Here is a 17,022-nt window from a genome sequence, read left to right as displayed (position 1 = left end):
TTTACTTTTCTTTTTCACGCTCTTCAATGATTAAATATTCATTGTCAGCAACTACATCAAGAGCATCGTTCATCAATGCAATATCTGCCAAATCAACCTTGCCATTTTTTAAGGATTCAAACTTGCACATGCCTTTTATTACAGGACGTAAGAGCCAATCTTCTTTATCTGGAAGACTTTTAAAATCTATGTGGACTGTTCCTGAATGCTCGATGCCTTCATAAGCAGTCCTTGAATAAAATTTCCCAAGCTGACACGAATCACAGCAACAACAAGTGGAAGGATCTGCACCATGTCGAGATCATCAAACATAATCGATTGACCACGACACACGACAGATGAACCACGTTTCACAACAGATAAGCATTTGTGAATGATGTAATTTACATCCTCTTCAGGCATTTTAGAGAATGCATCCATCAATGGCTCTAAGGCTTGTGCTAAAGGCTCTAAATCATCAAGGTCATCATTATTACCTTCCTTGATAGAATCGATAATGGCATCAAGATCTGCTTTGGCCACCTCAGAAATGATTGGCATCAGAGTAGGAACGATCGGTGCTATTTTTCGTGACACATGAAATTGATCGAGCGCATTTAAGCGCCCGATCGTGTAATCATGCTCACCAATTGTGATGAGTTCATTCATTGATATTTAAACCTTATTCATAAGTGCCGTATTTCATATCGACTTTGATTGAATCAAAAACCCACTCAACCATTGCCCCTGCCTTTGCATTGGTATAATCAGGGATTTTCTTAAATGCACATTTGGACGCAGTATGGTTATCGCCTGAGCCTGAATGGTTCAAAGTGATGGTATTTTTGCCCCATTTACGTGTAACGCCTTTCTGAGCGTTGTAAATGTTCATCAGCTTGGCATTTGCTGACGAAGTTTTAAGTAGACGAATCGTGACCTGACCCGAATTATCAGCATGCAAAGAATGCATACCCTCACCGTCTGCACCAATCGTCATGGTGTTTTTATCGCCAGCCATTGCAAAGGTAATACCTTCCTCGGCAATACCTGCGCCATAGCCAAGATCGATGACACCGTCAGCGCTCGTTAAAGAGCATTGAGTGTCCATAAAGCTATAAGTAGACATAAACTGCTCCTTAACGGTTTACTGAAACAACTACATCGGCAAAGTGTGTTGCACCTGCCAATTTTGCTGCAATTTGAAATACTGGTGCTTTACGTGCTTCACGCTCTGATTGAGCTTGATCATCTAAGCTATTGGCATAAACATAAAAGCCTTTGGGCAGATAATCACCTGTGTTCAATGCGCCAAAGCTGTCACCGTTCCACTGACCTTCACCCATCAAGCCGTTATTCATCCCTTGTTCGCATGCGCGTTCAAGTACGCCACATTGACGATTCACACCAGCTGCAGTTTGGGGAATTTTGGTTGTGCTGGTGTAATACAGATTCCACAGCGAGTTTTCTAAATGATTTTGCAACCAATCTAAGCCGTGAAGCTCATCAATGAACGTTCCATCACACATCACACCTTCTTGTAAGATGGCAGTGTCATTGTCGTAACCTGCAAAAACATTACAGTTCTTAGCCGTCAATGCATTCGCTTCTGAGATTTTTAAATCTTCAGATGGAATACCTGGCAATTGCTTAAACTTAAGGGTGATTGTGGTATTAGTACCGTTAAAATTTACGCTAAATGCACGACCAAAAACTGAAGCTGCAGCATAAGCATTGGTGCTGGAAAAAATACAAAAGGTACGACGGTACTTCGCATTTGAAAGTTTGTAAGCAATATCGGTTTTGCTAATTGCGCTTGTAGCTTCTTCAACTTGTGTTGTATAGCCAAAAGCTCGTACTGGATCAGCCGCTTCAATCAATGAGGCAACAGATAAAACTTGTTCATCGGTTAAGTCAGAAGCCACAACCAAACCATACCATTTGAGCGAATCCAAACATGCTGTTACTGCGGTTTGGATGGTTTCAGGTGTTTGGCCATCTTTGTGCCAATAGCCAATATATAGGGTGCGTGGTTTCGGTGATTGACCAAAGTATGCTAAAGCTGCCTTGTATTCAGGATCATCAACGCCATAATCCTCGCCAACATCGGTGATGCTTGAGTATTGGCGCATACGCTCAATATTATCAATCACACCACTGGTTGAACCTAAGATGAGTAATGATCCGAACGAACGTGGACCAGCCGCTAATGCAGCAAGACTAATGCTGACATTGACGACATTAGAAACAGGTAATGTCATTTAAGACTCCTAATTTCGATGAGTTTTAATTTGAAAACTTTTGAATGTTTTGACCGCATACGTCCGTTTGGTCTTACGTCTAAAAGTCGCGACCAAGTCATAACGATGCACATATTGTTGGTTTAGAAAATCGGGGGCGGTGATAATTTCATCACACCCAATATATTTGATTTTGTGCTCACGTAATTGAGCGATGTTTTGCGGAATGCCTAGACCATCTTTAAAGATATTTGCTATTGATTGCCCATGTTGGCCATAAAAGGATAAAAACAGTTTTAGGGTTTCGTGGCGTATAGAATCCATATCCTCGTCATGCTGTTCAAACATAGGACCATCATCTGAGGTGAGCGCCTTAACTGCAAAACCACACCAGTCCACGCCAACGGCGGGCATAGGTGGTGGATCTTCTTGCCATCGAGGGCGCACGTACTGACCTTGTAGAGATGTAATCCCCACAATGAAAGCTTGAAAAATATCTTCTAATTCTTGGTCATAGGCGACTGTTCCGCTTGGTGGAATATAACCACCTGTTGCAGAATCACCCATGTTCACCCCAATGGTTTTAAGTCGCAGATAGCTTTATTGAAACCACTCCCGTAATGCAAATTATCAAACACTTGGACAACATAGTAAGCTTTGCCTTTCCATGTAATCTCATCGGCTTGATGACCTTTACTGCCCGCTATTAATGGGGTTTTGGTGTGAATATTTATTGCGCCTTTAATCAGTGTGCCATCTTCTCGACGATCCATGTTTTGACCGCTATTTGTTGTCACCACGCCACTAAATTTAAAACTGTTTTCAGTTTTAATCGGTCGCCCATTCTCTCCAACTTCGACCTCGATCCGCTTACAAATAAGGTCCTTCGTCATAAAGTCAGCATCTTGAAGAACGTCTGATACATCAAGATTAGGCACGTTTAATTTCCTCCTCACCACGCATCACAACATAAGTATGTGAATTACGGTATTGAGCTGTATCTACTAATGGCTTTTCTGACTTTCGCCCTCGAGCTTTACGGCCTTTGATTGTCAATGGTGCTAATGGGGCAAAATCACCCGCATTAATAAACCGCTTAACATTCATGGTGGCTTTCATTCCCGCAGATTCAAGATAGAAATACATTCGCTTGGTGTTGCCGGTTAATGCAGCATCAACAGCCCAAGTTAGCTTTTCAGTGATAACGTCTTGGACTTCTTCAATACCTGGTATTAAATGAGGTCGCGCGGGTAAGTTCATTGCTGGGGAACCAGTTTCGAGTAAATATCCTATGGCAGCATTGGTCATACCGTCTCCATCTGTTCTAGCCTCACCATGAGGAACACCCACCAAAACATCAGTTTTCGATAGTTCAGATACAGCGTTGAGAATATCGAGTAATCCGTTTCCTGTTGAAGTAACACTCATAATTGAATACCACCTGCGCCAGCCATCATCATCAGTTCATAAAACTGAATTCCAAAGGTCGTCATATTCCAATGTCCCGCATCTGAGATTAATACACCTGACACGTCCATAGATTTAGAAACACTGTCTACAGATTTGGATGTTTCATTGCCTACGACTTTCCCCGCATCACCACCTATTCCCGCAGCATCCATCCCACGCTTGAACAGCGTGAGATAGTGAGCAATAAATAAAGTCAGTCCATAATCAATCAAACTATCAGGATCGTTAGGATTCCCCCACCGAGACTCAGGCAACAGTTTTAGTCCAAGCTTTAGATAGAAATTAAACTGATATGAAGGGTAATCATTAGCATCAGCAAACATTGGCATATCTTCACGAAATGATAATTCGGTGATCATGATTATTTGCCTTTCGCGTCCGCTGCAGTGGATTGTTGAGCCTTAGTTAATTGCACTTTTAAATCTGCAATTTCTTTATCCTTGGCTTTACTCGCCTTTTCTAATTCATCGATCATTGCGTCCGCTGCAGTGGATTGTGCTGTTAATGATTCTATTGCAGCATTTGCAGCATCAAGCGCAACCTGTAGTTCGCTTGAGAGTGCATCACTCGGAGTGATTGCCTGCGCATGTGCCTTAACAAACCAATGTTCTGCAATATCTTGCTCAACTTCTTGCAAGCCGGGTTGCAGTACTATAGTTTTTGCTTCCCCTTGGTCATCACGACCAAGGTTTACAGTGAGCTGCTTTGACAAAAGGATTTGAACTAACTTTGACATAACGACTCCTTAAAGCCCATCAGCATAGTAAGCAGTTTCAGGGTAGACCCACTCGATCGCACCTAAACGACCAAAATAAGTGGTCAATTGACGTAAATCACGATATTCAATTGGTGTACGTTGTAATGGTACAAGAGGGAAACGAACACGATTTTCTGACTGCGTGTATGTCATCATACGATCCGTACCTCCCACACCACGCTGAACACACCATTTAGACGGTTGAATATCTAAAGGACGACCATTCACCGAGTTGCTTAAGCTGTTTGCTTTTAGGAATTCGAGAATTGAAATGTTACCCGCTTCACTCACAATACGTGATGTAAGTAAGCTGAACTGCACAGGTGGTAATAAAAGCTTATCAGGACATACCGCAAAACCGGATGCCACCCAAGCATTATTTAAAATGAGATTTACATCATCTAAAATTTCTTGTGGTGTTGATGTTTTCCAACCTTTATTTACGTTGGTTGCGCCGACTTTACTTGAGTTAAGCAAGCCTTCTACTCCGACAATTCCATCACCAATATAGACTTGTTCGTCTATATCCATTTGATGCTTCAACTGTAAGCCTGATAACTTTTGAGAATCAACAGGACGACCGACTGCTCGTGCCGACTCAAGTTCTGGAATAGTCCAACCAACCTGCATTGCCCATAAAGTCAATGGTTGTGCGGTTTTACCAATATCTAGCGCAATACCAGCAATTGCATCAGTATTTTTACCAACCCATGATTTACCATTGGGTGAAGCGCCACCTGCAGCAGCAAAGGTAGAATTGGTAAATGATGAAGTTTCATCAGCAATCGAAACATCAGAGCGCAAGTCAACATCACGCCCCCATGTTACGCTCACCATTGGATCGTGCATCGTTTGATCAAGGCGCTCTAATTCACCTAGTAAGAAAGCACCAGTGCTATCAACTGTCTGAGCATCAAAGGTGCGCATTCCCATACCACTGTCACGTGTACGTGCACGAATAGGATTGCCCATTGCTACCGCCTGCGCCATGGTAGTGGCTAAGAGTAATTTACTCATATTTTTATTTTCTCCAGACATAAAAATAGACGCTTGTAGCGCCTTGTTTTACATCAACTAAACTTTAGATATTAAATGAGATTTCTACATTGCCTTGCGCATCTGCATCGTGCATAAACATGGCATTTTTCAATTCAATTGTATTTGTGGCATCTGCGACCGCTTCAATGCCACCAATCGGCTTAAGATCAGTACCTCCCGCTACACGAACAAATACTGAACCTGCTGTTTTGGCATTACCTGCATTACAACGAACAGTCATATAGCCACGGCGCAATACATCTTGGATAATTCCTGATTGGGGAATTGCAGCACCCATACCGTTTAAGGCTGACTGTGTTGGGTATGAGCGAACAATTAAGCCGTAAACATTCGTGTCATCTGCTGTAAGTGGCACAAAACCATCGGCAGTCAATTTACCAAAGACACCAAATGCACCAAAATTACCTTTAGCAAGGTGCGCTTCAATTGTTGAATGTGATTTTCGGCTCACATCACCTGGGATGCCTGAAGGCATACGGTATAAGATTGAATTACCCATGATTATTTTCCTTTCTTCCAAAATTCACGGTTACGGGCATTAATGTCGGCAGGTGATGCAGGCGCACGACCAAAATCACGCGTAGAAATCCCTGAACGAACACCAGCTAAGTTATTTTGCTGTTTCATTAACTCAGATGCACCAATGAATGCAGCATCAATTGTTGCAACTGACATTGCATCAAAATCTGTATTGCCGCCAATAAATGGTGAAATGGCTTTTTGACCATCTGTTGTGGTGAATGCTTGTTTGAGGGCGGATCGTTTTGCATTTAATACAGCCTTAGCATTGTTCGCACTATCCATAGTGGGCAACTTAATGCCTGGCACCAATATTTCGGCACGTGACAATACTTGTTTTAACGAGTCACCCGTATGGTTTTGAACGCCTTGTTCTGATAATTTTGCAGCTTCTTCAGCCTTTAAAATATCATCTTTAGTTTTTTCTGGATCATCATCTGGATTATCGTTATCCTCGGTTTTCTTTTCAGGATCATCCGAATCTTTAGTTTTTTTCTTTTCAATTGCTGACATACGTTTATCCATGGTTTTCATGAAACTACGCATTTCATTTTGAAAAGCAGCATCACCAGTTTGAGTACCAGATTCATCCTCAGGATCATCATCCTCAGTTTTTATATCAGGCGCTTCATCTTCAACTGCTTTAGCCAATTTCTCAGCCTCGTCAGCATCCTTTGTTTTAACTAGATTGCGGATACGATCAGCAAAACTAATTTTCTTTTTAGCCATAAAGCTATCTCCAATTTTACAACGTGACCCACAGCGCCCTTTAGGAACCAAGGCGATGTGATTTCCAAAAATATTTGTTTGAAACCCTTTCCCGATACTAATTTCAGTATAATCAGCATCGTAACCTAGTGAGATTTCAACCTTTCCAGCCATTACCTCATCAATTGTTGCTTTATCGGTAATAAGAAGATCTGCAACCAAACAATCGGAATCAATATCATCACCACGGCGAACATTATTTGCAGAGCCTTTTGATAAATCTTTCCAGTTTTCAGGATTTACCCAATCGTCAGGATGATCATCCGTGACGGGTTTACCTTCAAAACTAGCAATCGTACGTGGATCAAAAAGTACATCTTCATCACGCTCAATAATAATCAAGCCTGACTTGTCCGCTGTGACTGGTACCTCACCATCGCCATACATCAGCTTTCCTATACGTGCAATTGGAACATCACGGCAAAGTAAATAACCTTCAGGTGTGGTTTCCCGTGTGCGACCAATCTGACCAGTCGTGTAAAAGTTTGAGCGATCTACAGTAGCTTTAGATTTCGGTTTGTTTTTAAACATGGTTTTACCTTTCTATAGGCATTAAAAAACCACCCGAAGGTGGTTTTATTTTCACAGAATCTATTTCAATGAATCTTTTCTAAAAATAGCTAATTCATTTAGTAACTTATCTTTTTTTGAAGCACTTTCAAAAATATAATTTTCAAAAATTTGCTTTAATTCTTGAACATTATCAATATTTTCAATTTTTTTAACTAAATTCATAGTTTCTTTATTAAAATTAGCAATATCAAAAACTAAATGTTTTGGATAAAGTATGTTATACCTATCAAGTGTAAATCTACAAATAGCATATTTATCCTCATACACTTCTTGTTTTTTGTTTATATTATCAAGAACTTCAGAATAAAATATCTCATCACTTTTTTTTAATTCAGATTTTAACTTACTTAATTTCATATCAAAAATTTGTTTAATTGTATTATTTTGATAATTAAATAAAGCGATAATATTAATTTCATTTTCAATTAACTTTTCACGATGGAATGCGTAAGTTTGCTGGAGCTTCCATGTTTTCCACATTCTCCAAGCAAAAAACAATGCAATTAATGTTGCTATTGCGGCAATAATAGTAAAAATACCACTAAGGAATGATATTAAGTTTAAAGTATATTGTGAAATCATTATGAATCTCTAGTTTTATAAAGTGCTGATAATATAATCTTAAATTGAAAAAACTTATATATATTTTGATATTACAGGTTCACAATAGCATCGGCAATTAGGTAAACATCCTGCATGTCCTGTCATTCGATCTAAAGTAGGTGGTTCATCCCAATACACAAACATTCCATTCATTTGCTCATGACTATATCTCACATCGAGATCATCACTGGTACGCCAGATATATCCTTCAGACCCAAGATTTTCTGCCCGAGCTTGTGTAAATATACTTTGGGCTCTGCTTACTTCCGTTCGTGCAATAGTATTTGCCCGTGACTTGGTCACATGGCCAGTGACCATAATCAGGCTAGATATTTCACTGGCTCGGCTACCATCAATCAAGGCACGTGTAGACAAATCACTAATTCTTTGTGCTGCATCAAGAGGCAAGGATTTAATTAAACGTATTTGCTCATTAAGTAATTGTTGATAAACCGCACCAATATCAGTATTGCGAATTTGATCTTTGACACCACGCGATAAATCTTGTGCATAAATCAGCCACGTTTTCTCATCACGTAAAGCTACATCTGTGATAATTCTACCTGCAGCATTTTTTGCCCAAAAATCTAAAGTATTTGCGTACTCATTTAATGCAGAAACAATAAGAGCATGTGATCTTGGATCATTTACGTTAAAGCCTTTAACGATCGTATCAATATAACCTGCAATTTTTCTAAGCTGCTGACTGTACCGAATCTCCATCTTTCTTGCCCGGTGGGGCGTCAGTCGGTTGATTTGATTCTTCATCATATTCACTCTTAGGCGGTGGTGGGTCATCGTCTGCGTCTGCAATTTCCTGATCAGTGATATGAGAAAATATTCCAGTCACTTCTGAAGATTGGCGCAATTCTTTTAAAGCGGTTTTACGGCTGATTAATCCGCTTTCTTCAACAGTAGTAACTGCCTGAGCTACCGTGTTGGCCACATCGGCTTTAACCTTTTCATCGATCTGCCAAAGAGATGCAAAATCAAACTTAAATGAATCAGGTAATGCCTTACCTAATTTGGATAGTGAAACAACAGCTAGAAGCATTTGCAACGGTGTACGCATACGACCTTCTTGCTGTTGATTAATATTGTCATAGTAGTTAGACAAATCGCTTTCACCTGTTGCGCTAAAGCCTGCGGGAGATTGACCAAATAATCGAACCAAAGGAATACCTGTTGCACCAGCAATCTGTTGCCCAAACTGCATCAACAAATTATCCAGACCAGTAAAACTATATTGATGCGTTTCGAATGTATCCTCAGCATCCATCAAAGTCATACCTTCATTAGATTGCCACTGCCGAATCATATTAATTTGTTTAACTAAAGCATCATAAGCTCTACCACCTGCGGCAATAATCGTACGCAACCCTTTAACCTTATATGTACGCAAATGAGCTTTATAGACCAACTGACCTGCGCCTAATGTTGCACTATCAAAAATAGTTAATCGATCTTCAAGACGCTCAATGACTGACTGCCCCCATAGGTTTTCCGCAATTGCTTGCCAATAAGGGAGTTCCACACCATCCATACGTATCACACGTGAAAAGTGAATCTTTTGATTACACAAACCGACGGAATCGGTAATCACATCGTAATACTTAGGCATTCCATAATATGGCCCATATTCAGTGACAAGATCTTCTAGAGTCGGTACAACCATCCAACGATCTAATACTATTAATCCCTTGAATTGATCTTTTGCTACAGTGTTAATATTTAATGGTGTCGAGACATTTTGACCATCAATCATCATGACAGCAATTGCGCCACCATAAAGCCGTGACCACTTAATCGTTTTATTAAGTTTATCCCAAACTTGTAAGCGGTCTAATTCCTGATTAATTTCCTCTGCATCTTCTGGAGACTCTAGACCACGCATGTTGATGCCTTCGCGCGTCATATCATCGGCTACAACATCAACTACTTGACCAACTACCCAAGACGATCGATACATTGATTCAACTAGCAATCGATTACGACTTAAGTAATTTGCGCTGTAGGTTGATTGATCGTGTTGACTTCCAGCACCCAAGCCAACCCGAGCCGCGAAGTTTTGAAAACTATCCGCAGTAAATTTAAGTAATCCCATATTTTTCTCGAATTAAAGCTTGCTCCAAACATCAAGGCTTGAAACTTGCGGATTAAAACAAATCATGACGCTATCTGCGCGGTTCGGTGATGCTGTGCCATCAGGTTGCTTATTAACTAGAATTTTACCAACACCGTTTTTTGTGTAGGTTGGTTGAGATAGCTCAGTTATGAGTAAAGCCAATTCTTTAGGATCTATATCTTTACTCGATAATGAAATAATCATATCTGGATCATAGTCACGACCTTGAAGCGCCCTAAATGTCTCTTGAAAGCGCATGCGTAGCCACCACCATGATTGTGCTTTAAGATTGGCAAAAAAGTCTTTATTAAATCGACCATCAACCATCTGCTCCTCAGGCTCCCATACAGACCCCGAGCCACGGAAAGACTCCACAATAACCTCGGGCAATCCTTTCTCGCGTTGCAATTCATTAATGACACGCGAATCACCACGACACCCAGCGCCTAAACCATCCGCATCATAGAACAGTGTATCAATCGATCTCTCTATGCTTGTATCCATCGCTCTTTGCGTTGTGCCAAAGATGTCATCCCCCTTACCACTCCAAGTGTCTAGATAGTCCATTACAATGCCGTGGCGACCTGCCATTGAGTTTTTATCCTTGCCTTCATCCGCAACATCAAGACCACCGATACGATCACCAGTGGCATCAATCTTGAGCTTGATGTGTGCATCAATGGCAGATTGGATCCATGTACTAGGAATTAATACACCTTCTACCGATGCGGCATAGTTAATATCGACCTCTTGAGCCAATACAACATCATCCAATGTGGCTAGTTGCTTTTCATACCATGGATGGATGACCTTTCCGTTATACTCTACAGTCCAGTTCTTATCAGGATTAGCACGCCAAGGCATAGTAAACACGGCGTAACGACCGCTAAATCTATCCTGGTGAAATCGATCACCAATACCATTAGGAGTTGAGCCTTTGATATGAACGTTTGTATTTTGTGATATTGCAGCATCTACCGCTTCTTGACGCTCTACAAACGCCCATTCATCAAGAAAGTACATCGTGGTACGTCCACCACGGCCAATATTGTCACCCGCTTCACCCGTGATGGTTGCACCATTATCGGGATTGATGATACGCATGTAGTTATCATGCACTTTCTCAACAAAGCCCTTGGGCTTCATCCATACAGGCATCTTGCTGAACATATCGCGGAACTTGTGAAGCAACGTTTTTGGATCGCCTTTCTTGTCCACCAATTCTTCTTTACGGCTTCCCACCCCACCAGCAAAGCCGTCAACAAATAACCAGCGATGCAAATAAAATCCGAGCACAACGTAACTCATACCCTCATCGCGTGACTTTTCAATCAAGCCATGTGTCTGAGTATTTTCCCGTTCTAGTAGCCAGTCGATCAGTTCGACTTGCTTAGGGCGTAAAACAAACGGTAAATTAGCGGGCAAACCGAATGGCATGCCACGCGGATCATATGTCCATATCCAATGATTAAACCAGTGTGTAGGATCGTTTTTACATTTGTACATTTCAGCTTGAATGCTGAGTTCATTTTGCTCTATGACCGCTTTGTAGTAGTAACGGCGCGTCATTTCTGCAATGACTTCGGGAAGCCGGGTATTGATTGTCCATTCTTTGATTAATGGCGTGAGTTCTTCTAGTGCATATGTCATAACTTTCCATGAATCGCTAAACGTGAAAGTTCTTGCGGTGTTAGTTTTGAAATTTCTTCTGGCGCGAGCAATGGTGGTGCTTTGTGCTCATTCTCGGTTTTTATTGGTCCACCATCTTTTCCAGTTATCTCAAGTTTTCTTTCATAGTGACCTTTCACAATCTTCTGGATCTGATCAATAATTTTGATCGCAAGCACCACGTTGCCTTTTTTACTTATGAGCAAATCACTCAATATTTGCAACTGAATCAAATCATTTGCACCAATGATGTTATGCATTGGCTGTTTTAAGTATTCTTTGCGTGACTTGTTAAATAAATCAATAAATTCTTGGGAAAGATCGGCGCCAGCCACTTTAGTTGGATCATATGTCTCAACCTGTTGAGGCGTCACATCTATGTTGAATTTTTCCTTGATGTCCTTTACTACTTCGGTAGGTGTCATAAATTGCGCAAGACACCGTACAATAAAGGTTTTCTCGGTTTTTTTTAATCTTGCCATAGCTCACCATCCATCAAGGTACATCAAGGTAAGTGGGCAAAAAAATTTGAAACAAACCTACTTGATTAAACACGTCCCACAGCACGCAGTTATATTTTTTTCAGATACAAACGGCGCCTGCTTCGCGACCTCGACTAGACGCTTAACGTCCCCACTTGCTCCCCAACGTTTGACCACTCCTATAAATTCCTCAACATCATGACCTGCTAAGTAATGTTTAGGTAAGCCTGTATGATCGCTGTAGAGTATTTCCCCATCCTCATCACGCTCTACACCAATGTGATAGAGCTCATGCTCAATCAAAGCACAAAATTCATGATCGTTCGCACGTTCACAAAAGCTTGCATCTACAGTAATTAGATAAACAGGAAGAAACCCAAACCAGTCACGCATTTGTTGCTCTTGCCGAGCTTTGCGCCAACCGCTCTGGTTAAACATCACCTTTTCACATTGACCTAACACCATTCTCTTTTTTGCAACGGCGGCAGATGACGCCCAAGCGAAAGCTAAGAATGTTTCGTCATCATGAAGTAATTCAGCTATGTGGTCATGATCAGGATTATGAAGTTCACCACCAAGCGTTAGAAAGTTGGTTACCACCCATTCTTTTAGATCCGCTGCAGGTGCCAAGCGAATCGCTTCCTCTTCCTCTGCTTGATCAATCAAATCGGTTGGTGGAAATGGTCTGATCTGTTCCATTTTCTAAACTCTCTAATTGTTCTTTAATCCAATTAATCACATGACCTGAAAGAATCGAATCAGGATGAAACCGCTCAATCTTATAGCCCATATCTTCAGCCAAATCATATTTGTTAAATGAATTTGCTATCTTCTTGCCACCACGACCCATTGCCCAAGGGCTACCAACAATCTCAATGAGTAAATTCAGTTTGACAATATAGAAATCAAATCGCCAATTTCGAGTTGATTCAAACTGAAATTTACGGCGATAGCCAATTAGTTTTTCTTCTAATTCTTGAAATAAAGTCTCTTCAGCTTCTAAAAATTTTTGTGTTGCTTTGGGTAGTGGTTTTGCTCTTGGTTTTGTTTTAAGTGGCTTCTTATTAGTTAGGTTAGTGTAATCATTAACTTCCATAAATAGCGCCCAATAAAAAACCTCCCGAAGGAGGTTTAGTTCATTTAATCAGATATAGTAAGATTAATTCTGTCTAAAATAATTTTATGGTATTTTAGCTTATTTGAAATTTCTATAATCATTTCAATAAGCTTTGGATTAGACAGGTTTTTGCGTTTAAGTTCATCAGCATCAGCCTTGATGTTTAAATGCTCAAAAGCTTCCTTAAAGACATTTGAATCAAATAAATGAAGAATCGTTTCAAGTTGATCGATCCCATTTTTGTAATCGCGAACTTTTTGAACATAAGCATCTACACCAAACATATTACTATAAATTGCCAATACATTGTCCCCAGTATGTTTTTGGAGAGTCTCTTTATGTAATCCCAAATCTTTCCTTAAAACATCTAAATCAATACTCATAACACTCATAACCCGCACTCACAAGCAAATTTTTATTTTGTTTATATGAGGCTTTTTTATCGAATTTCAACCCTATATCAATAGAAATACCACTATTTAATCAGACAAATTATGAAAAAGGATGTGGTGATCTGCCACATCCTTGCCTTAGATTACGATATTGATCAACTCGGCAACTGATCTACCGCTACTCAACACGACAAACATCTCAAAGTTAGCTATTGATTTGCTCTGTGTCTTTCAATTCCATTGGTCGGGTGTCACCACACTTTTAGGCTCTGAGGCTAACTCAATGTGTGACGAAATCACATTGGATTCAAACCGATTTATACGGCTGGTTTCTGCATCCCACTGTTTGCGCTTATAGCTGAACAATTTGTACAGCGTCACAAATCCAAGTTGCTTCTAAAGCTAACGATCTTTCATGAGTCGATCCTCAGTAGATCACTTGTGCACGTCACAAGCACCTTTATAAAATTTAAACATTAAAAACCCATTCGGAGTGTTTTTATTAAATTAATCAATTAGATATTTCTTCTAGCATCATTTAGAAATTTAGTTGAGTTGTTACTAAGCAAGCCAATCTCTAAAATAATATCATTCAATTTTTGCGGAATTTCTTCTGGACTTCTTATTGCATGAATTTCAGCAATAAAGCTCGCAAGCTTAGTAGTAATATCTTCTTTACTTAAAATAATATTTAAATTCAAATTGATGTTAGATATATGCAATTTAACCAAGTTTTCTTGATAGCGTAGAATCTTTAGATCCAATTGCTTCTTAGATTCAATGTAATCTTGCCTCAAATACTGAGGATCTTGATCATTACCATTTACCAAGTAAATCTTTTTACATTCACTATATATTTGTAGAGTTGTAATTAAAGCTGCATAAGTATCTAAAGTTGCTAACTCTGACTCAAATATTACATCCCTGTTAAAACTATAATCTGACTGTCTCTTCCATTGAAAGAAAACATAAATAGCAAATATAAGACCCAGCACAGTGGCTATGTTCGCCAGCAATGAGACAAATTCAACGCAAGTCATAGTTTTTAATCAAAAATAATTCTTAATGTTGTTATACATTACTCTAAAGCAAAAAACCCAATAAAAGTGAGCTAAATTTTTTTTAAAAATTTATCTTATCCAAGGTATCTAAGTTAACCACTTTAAATTCCTTTGTATTTAATTTATTCATAAGTAATGTCTTATCACCAATTTTATCTAAAATTAACCATTCTTCTTTTGAACCGTCATCTATCTTGATTGAGGCTTTGGGTAATTTATTGTTCTTTACCTTAAAGGAATAGTTATGTATACCAACCAAAAAAGGCAAAATTAAAATATATATAAAGAGAAAAATCAATGTTTCTCTAATAGTGTTATGAAAATAAAGTAAGCTAAAAAACAAACCAATTATTAATGCAAAATATAAAGTAAGATAGTCTTTAAAAAAATAGGCGATTCCTGAACCAATAATCAGAATTATGCCAAATACATATATATTTCTCTCTGCTTCATAAATTACTAATATCTTATTAAATGTTACACTCAAGACAATAAAAACACTTAGGAGCTGTAAAGAAGTGTAAATTAGATCTGAAAAGCTAAAATATTGAATTATAAATAAAATATCAACTTCACTAAACATAAAATATCCAATCTTATAACTAAAACCTATTAGAAGTAAAATTGTAGTTAATAAAGTTAATCTTTCTGCAAAAGGAAATGTCTTAAAAAATTCTATAATATTCATAAACCATAAATTTCTTAAATTAAGTGCAAAAAAAATAATGCTGATTGTCGCATTTCCACCAATTAAAAAACTTTTCTTAAATGACTAATACAATTGTATGGCATTAATCATTTGTGTAAAAAATACCCACTGATAGAGTCAGTGGGTATGCAAAAAATTTTTTGGTCTCGGATAAACCGTAATACGACCAGTATAGAAAAATATACCCTTTATTTTGGGACTATGCAATCATAAATTATATTCTTCAGCCACATAGTGAAAATATCCTCTTAAGTGAGCATCAAGATCAACTCTCCAATCCCCTAAAATATCTAATGCAACTTTTTCGTATTTATCATAAGTTCTTAAATAAGCTTTTCGATCAATGCTCATACAAGAAATTCGATGCCGCTCTGATTGATTGTAAGCATCTTCTTTTTTCCCTTCGCATTTACTGCACTCAACATGCTTTTTATCAGTTTTTGAAAATACAAACCCTTTTCCATTACATTTGGTGCACATACCTCGTTTAAATAAAAATTGAATAAGCGCTGAACGGGCAACACCTTTTGCAGCTTCTTTAGTAGTTATCTGTTTGGTTTTAAAACCATCCTTTTTAAACTTTAAGCGAATTTCAGAAGTTAGTAGATTGTGAAGTAAAGCAAAGTGACGATCTGTAGGATTGACTGAACGAACTAATGCCCACAACATTGAGTAAACTTCTGGACTCATATCTTGCATCATTAGAGCAGCACTATTTGTCTTACTTCCAAATGTTGATGGTCCACCTACACCATCCTTAAAACCGTCCATTGTTTTTTGTGCTAAGTCGAGCAATGTAAAATCGACTTTTGAGCGACTTGGAGTAAATAATAAACGGCGTAAATCGTGAACTATAGTCTCATTTCGATGTTTTTCAAATTTTGCTGTTGCTGTCATAAACTCACCCTATTAACCGTCTAATTTCTTCAATCGCTTTACCGCTCTTAACCTGCTCAGTGCTATATCTATACACTGAATAACCCAACTCCGTAGCTGAGTTATACTTTTCCATATCTGCTATGTAGCCTTTACCTCTTGTATGTCTGCCATTGCTCCAAATACCTCCCTCAACTTCAATTAAAATTTTGGTACCAGTAATGTGAAAATCAGCTCTCCATTTACGATTTTCATTAAACTGACACTCTTGTTCATATCCAATTCCATAAGCCTTGAAATGCTGAATTAGTATAGCTTCGCCTTCACTTACAACACGTTCTTTTTTAATCAAATTACGGCGCTTAGGTTTCCTTTTCCTTGTCGCATAATTCTTCAAATAATCAGCAATCGAGATGCTAGACAAAATCAATCCTCCCCCCAATCTTCATATTGATCGTAAAGTTCTGACTCATTTTCCTGATCATCCCTAAAATGCGCGCAACTTGGGCATAGAAACTCGGAATGCTCAGGTTCATATCGGACATTCTCAGCAATGAAGCAGTCCATACACACTGGTGTAGATTCAAGATTCATGCTCACCTCGCTTAAAATCAGAAATACGCTTAT

At 38.9% G+C, this 17,022-nt stretch carries 25 protein-coding genes; all 25 read right to left on the bottom strand.

Annotation, left to right across the window (positions count from 1 at the left end; translation table 11 throughout):
- Window position 1 precedes the first annotated feature (1 nt).
- Window positions 2-130, bottom strand: a complete 129-nt coding sequence (locus AAV97_RS21560; protein WP_265596885.1) for a DUF6889 family protein — start codon at window positions 128-130, stop codon at window positions 2-4.
- Between the two features lie 56 nt (window positions 131-186).
- Complete coding sequence (locus AAV97_RS17315; protein WP_046761234.1) at window positions 187-648, bottom strand: phage tail assembly chaperone; 462 nt, start codon at window positions 646-648, stop codon at window positions 187-189.
- Window positions 649-661: 13 nt separating this feature from the next.
- The gene (locus tag AAV97_RS17310; RefSeq protein WP_046761233.1) at window positions 662-1,105 is read right to left on the bottom strand and encodes a phage structural protein; all 444 of its coding nucleotides are present in this window, start codon (window positions 1,103-1,105) and stop codon (window positions 662-664) included.
- Between the two features lie 10 nt (window positions 1,106-1,115).
- Complete coding sequence (locus AAV97_RS17305) at window positions 1,116-2,237, bottom strand: DUF3383 family protein (RefSeq protein WP_046761232.1); 1,122 nt, start codon at window positions 2,235-2,237, stop codon at window positions 1,116-1,118.
- Window positions 2,238-2,246: 9 nt separating this feature from the next.
- Entirely contained in the window at window positions 2,247-2,783 is a 537-nt protein-coding gene (locus AAV97_RS17300) for a hypothetical protein (RefSeq protein ID WP_046761231.1), read from the bottom strand.
- 2 nt (window positions 2,784-2,785) lie between these two features.
- Entirely contained in the window at window positions 2,786-3,154 is a 369-nt protein-coding gene (locus tag AAV97_RS17295) for a hypothetical protein (RefSeq protein WP_155769262.1), read from the bottom strand.
- A complete protein-coding gene (locus tag AAV97_RS17290) occupies window positions 3,147-3,644 on the bottom strand; it encodes a hypothetical protein (RefSeq protein WP_046761230.1) in 498 nt (165 codons plus the stop codon). The genes AAV97_RS17295 and AAV97_RS17290 overlap by 8 nt, the downstream gene beginning before the upstream one ends.
- Window positions 3,641-4,045 carry a DUF4054 domain-containing protein gene (locus AAV97_RS17285; protein ID WP_046761229.1) on the bottom strand — a complete coding sequence of 135 codons (405 nt, stop codon included), beginning with the start codon at window positions 4,043-4,045 and terminating at the stop codon, window positions 3,641-3,643. The genes AAV97_RS17290 and AAV97_RS17285 overlap by 4 nt, the downstream gene beginning before the upstream one ends.
- A gap of 2 nt (window positions 4,046-4,047) precedes the next feature.
- Window positions 4,048-4,422, bottom strand: coding sequence for an STY1053 family phage-associated protein (locus AAV97_RS17280; RefSeq protein WP_046761228.1), 375 nt, complete (start codon window positions 4,420-4,422; stop codon window positions 4,048-4,050).
- Between the two features lie 9 nt (window positions 4,423-4,431).
- Window positions 4,432-5,460 (bottom strand): DUF2184 domain-containing protein, encoded by a 1,029-nt coding sequence (locus tag AAV97_RS17275; RefSeq protein WP_046761305.1) that lies wholly within the window; start codon window positions 5,458-5,460, stop codon window positions 4,432-4,434.
- Window positions 5,461-5,524: 64 nt separating this feature from the next.
- Complete coding sequence (locus AAV97_RS17270; protein ID WP_046761227.1) at window positions 5,525-6,001, bottom strand: hypothetical protein; 477 nt, start codon at window positions 5,999-6,001, stop codon at window positions 5,525-5,527.
- A 2-nt stretch (window positions 6,002-6,003) separates the two neighbouring features.
- Window positions 6,004-7,320 (bottom strand): DUF2213 domain-containing protein, encoded by a 1,317-nt coding sequence (locus AAV97_RS17265; protein ID WP_046761226.1) that lies wholly within the window; start codon window positions 7,318-7,320, stop codon window positions 6,004-6,006.
- A 60-nt stretch (window positions 7,321-7,380) separates the two neighbouring features.
- Window positions 7,381-7,944: a hypothetical protein gene (locus tag AAV97_RS17260; protein ID WP_046761225.1), complete on the bottom strand. Its 564-nt coding sequence runs from the start codon at window positions 7,942-7,944 to the stop codon at window positions 7,381-7,383.
- 54 nt (window positions 7,945-7,998) lie between these two features.
- Entirely contained in the window at window positions 7,999-8,688 is a 690-nt protein-coding gene (locus tag AAV97_RS17255; protein WP_046761224.1) for a phage minor head protein, read from the bottom strand.
- Window positions 8,660-10,069 (bottom strand): DUF1073 domain-containing protein, encoded by a 1,410-nt coding sequence (locus tag AAV97_RS17250; RefSeq protein ID WP_046761223.1) that lies wholly within the window; start codon window positions 10,067-10,069, stop codon window positions 8,660-8,662. Before AAV97_RS17250 ends, AAV97_RS17255 begins: the two co-directional genes overlap by 29 nt.
- Before the next feature lie 12 nt (window positions 10,070-10,081).
- Window positions 10,082-11,740: a terminase gene (locus tag AAV97_RS17245; RefSeq protein WP_046761222.1), complete on the bottom strand. Its 1,659-nt coding sequence runs from the start codon at window positions 11,738-11,740 to the stop codon at window positions 10,082-10,084.
- Window positions 11,737-12,240 (bottom strand): DUF2280 domain-containing protein, encoded by a 504-nt coding sequence (locus AAV97_RS17240; protein ID WP_046761221.1) that lies wholly within the window; start codon window positions 12,238-12,240, stop codon window positions 11,737-11,739. The genes AAV97_RS17245 and AAV97_RS17240 overlap by 4 nt, the downstream gene beginning before the upstream one ends.
- A 57-nt stretch (window positions 12,241-12,297) precedes the next feature.
- Window positions 12,298-12,939, bottom strand: a complete 642-nt coding sequence (locus tag AAV97_RS17235) for a putative metallopeptidase (RefSeq protein WP_046761220.1) — start codon at window positions 12,937-12,939, stop codon at window positions 12,298-12,300.
- Window positions 12,899-13,336: a hypothetical protein gene (locus AAV97_RS17230; RefSeq protein WP_046761219.1), complete on the bottom strand. Its 438-nt coding sequence runs from the start codon at window positions 13,334-13,336 to the stop codon at window positions 12,899-12,901. The genes AAV97_RS17235 and AAV97_RS17230 overlap by 41 nt, the downstream gene beginning before the upstream one ends.
- Before the next feature lie 44 nt (window positions 13,337-13,380).
- On the bottom strand, window positions 13,381-13,740 hold the full coding sequence (locus AAV97_RS17225; protein WP_046761218.1) for a hypothetical protein: 360 nt from the start codon (window positions 13,738-13,740) through the stop codon (window positions 13,381-13,383).
- Window positions 13,741-14,264: 524 nt separating this feature from the next.
- Window positions 14,265-14,789, bottom strand: a complete 525-nt coding sequence (locus AAV97_RS17220) for a hypothetical protein (RefSeq protein ID WP_046761217.1) — start codon at window positions 14,787-14,789, stop codon at window positions 14,265-14,267.
- An 82-nt stretch (window positions 14,790-14,871) separates the two neighbouring features.
- Complete coding sequence (locus tag AAV97_RS17215; protein ID WP_046761216.1) at window positions 14,872-15,498, bottom strand: hypothetical protein; 627 nt, start codon at window positions 15,496-15,498, stop codon at window positions 14,872-14,874.
- A gap of 228 nt (window positions 15,499-15,726) precedes the next feature.
- A complete protein-coding gene (locus AAV97_RS17210) occupies window positions 15,727-16,416 on the bottom strand; it encodes a hypothetical protein (protein ID WP_046761215.1) in 690 nt (229 codons plus the stop codon).
- Window positions 16,417-16,420: 4 nt separating this feature from the next.
- Window positions 16,421-16,819 (bottom strand): hypothetical protein, encoded by a 399-nt coding sequence (locus tag AAV97_RS17205; RefSeq protein WP_046761304.1) that lies wholly within the window; start codon window positions 16,817-16,819, stop codon window positions 16,421-16,423.
- A gap of 2 nt (window positions 16,820-16,821) precedes the next feature.
- Window positions 16,822-16,989, bottom strand: coding sequence for a hypothetical protein (locus tag AAV97_RS21250; RefSeq protein WP_171249391.1), 168 nt, complete (start codon window positions 16,987-16,989; stop codon window positions 16,822-16,824).
- Window positions 16,990-17,022: the final 33 nt, after the last annotated feature.

The organism is Acinetobacter sp. Ag2 (assembly GCF_001005515.1).
GTDB lineage: Bacteria > Pseudomonadota > Gammaproteobacteria > Pseudomonadales > Moraxellaceae > Acinetobacter > Acinetobacter bereziniae.
The sequence above is the reverse complement of the archived record's forward strand: the minus strand, read 5'-3'. Positions and strand labels throughout refer to the sequence as shown.

Coding starts and splice junctions, on each gene's coding strand:
- AAV97_RS17245 (WP_046761222.1), bottom strand. CDS start 11,740: ATGACATATGCACTAGAAGAACTCACGCCATTAATCAAAGAATGGACA.
- AAV97_RS17315 (WP_046761234.1), bottom strand. CDS start 648: ATGAATGAACTCATCACAATTGGTGAGCATGATTACACGATCGGGCGC.
- AAV97_RS17235 (WP_046761220.1), bottom strand. CDS start 12,939: ATGGAACAGATCAGACCATTTCCACCAACCGATTTGATTGATCAAGCA.
- AAV97_RS17280 (WP_046761228.1), bottom strand. CDS start 4,422: ATGTCAAAGTTAGTTCAAATCCTTTTGTCAAAGCAGCTCACTGTAAAC.
- AAV97_RS17240 (WP_046761221.1), bottom strand. CDS start 12,240: ATGGCAAGATTAAAAAAAACCGAGAAAACCTTTATTGTACGGTGTCTT.
- AAV97_RS17300 (WP_046761231.1), bottom strand. CDS start 2,783: ATGGGTGATTCTGCAACAGGTGGTTATATTCCACCAAGCGGAACAGTC.
- AAV97_RS21250 (WP_171249391.1), bottom strand. CDS start 16,989: ATGAATCTTGAATCTACACCAGTGTGTATGGACTGCTTCATTGCTGAG.
- AAV97_RS17230 (WP_046761219.1), bottom strand. CDS start 13,336: ATGGAAGTTAATGATTACACTAACCTAACTAATAAGAAGCCACTTAAA.
- AAV97_RS17305 (WP_046761232.1), bottom strand. CDS start 2,237: ATGACATTACCTGTTTCTAATGTCGTCAATGTCAGCATTAGTCTTGCT.
- AAV97_RS17220 (WP_046761217.1), bottom strand. CDS start 14,789: ATGACTTGCGTTGAATTTGTCTCATTGCTGGCGAACATAGCCACTGTG.
- AAV97_RS17285 (WP_046761229.1), bottom strand. CDS start 4,045: ATGATCACCGAATTATCATTTCGTGAAGATATGCCAATGTTTGCTGAT.
- AAV97_RS17310 (WP_046761233.1), bottom strand. CDS start 1,105: ATGTCTACTTATAGCTTTATGGACACTCAATGCTCTTTAACGAGCGCT.
- AAV97_RS17225 (WP_046761218.1), bottom strand. CDS start 13,740: ATGAGTATTGATTTAGATGTTTTAAGGAAAGATTTGGGATTACATAAA.
- AAV97_RS17275 (WP_046761305.1), bottom strand. CDS start 5,460: ATGAGTAAATTACTCTTAGCCACTACCATGGCGCAGGCGGTAGCAATG.
- AAV97_RS17270 (WP_046761227.1), bottom strand. CDS start 6,001: ATGGGTAATTCAATCTTATACCGTATGCCTTCAGGCATCCCAGGTGAT.
- AAV97_RS17255 (WP_046761224.1), bottom strand. CDS start 8,688: ATGGAGATTCGGTACAGTCAGCAGCTTAGAAAAATTGCAGGTTATATT.
- AAV97_RS17290 (WP_046761230.1), bottom strand. CDS start 3,644: ATGAGTGTTACTTCAACAGGAAACGGATTACTCGATATTCTCAACGCT.
- AAV97_RS17260 (WP_046761225.1), bottom strand. CDS start 7,944: ATGATTTCACAATATACTTTAAACTTAATATCATTCCTTAGTGGTATT.
- AAV97_RS21560 (WP_265596885.1), bottom strand. CDS start 130: ATGTGCAAGTTTGAATCCTTAAAAAATGGCAAGGTTGATTTGGCAGAT.
- AAV97_RS17265 (WP_046761226.1), bottom strand. CDS start 7,320: ATGTTTAAAAACAAACCGAAATCTAAAGCTACTGTAGATCGCTCAAAC.
- AAV97_RS17215 (WP_046761216.1), bottom strand. CDS start 15,498: ATGAATATTATAGAATTTTTTAAGACATTTCCTTTTGCAGAAAGATTA.
- AAV97_RS17210 (WP_046761215.1), bottom strand. CDS start 16,416: ATGACAGCAACAGCAAAATTTGAAAAACATCGAAATGAGACTATAGTT.
- AAV97_RS17250 (WP_046761223.1), bottom strand. CDS start 10,069: ATGGGATTACTTAAATTTACTGCGGATAGTTTTCAAAACTTCGCGGCT.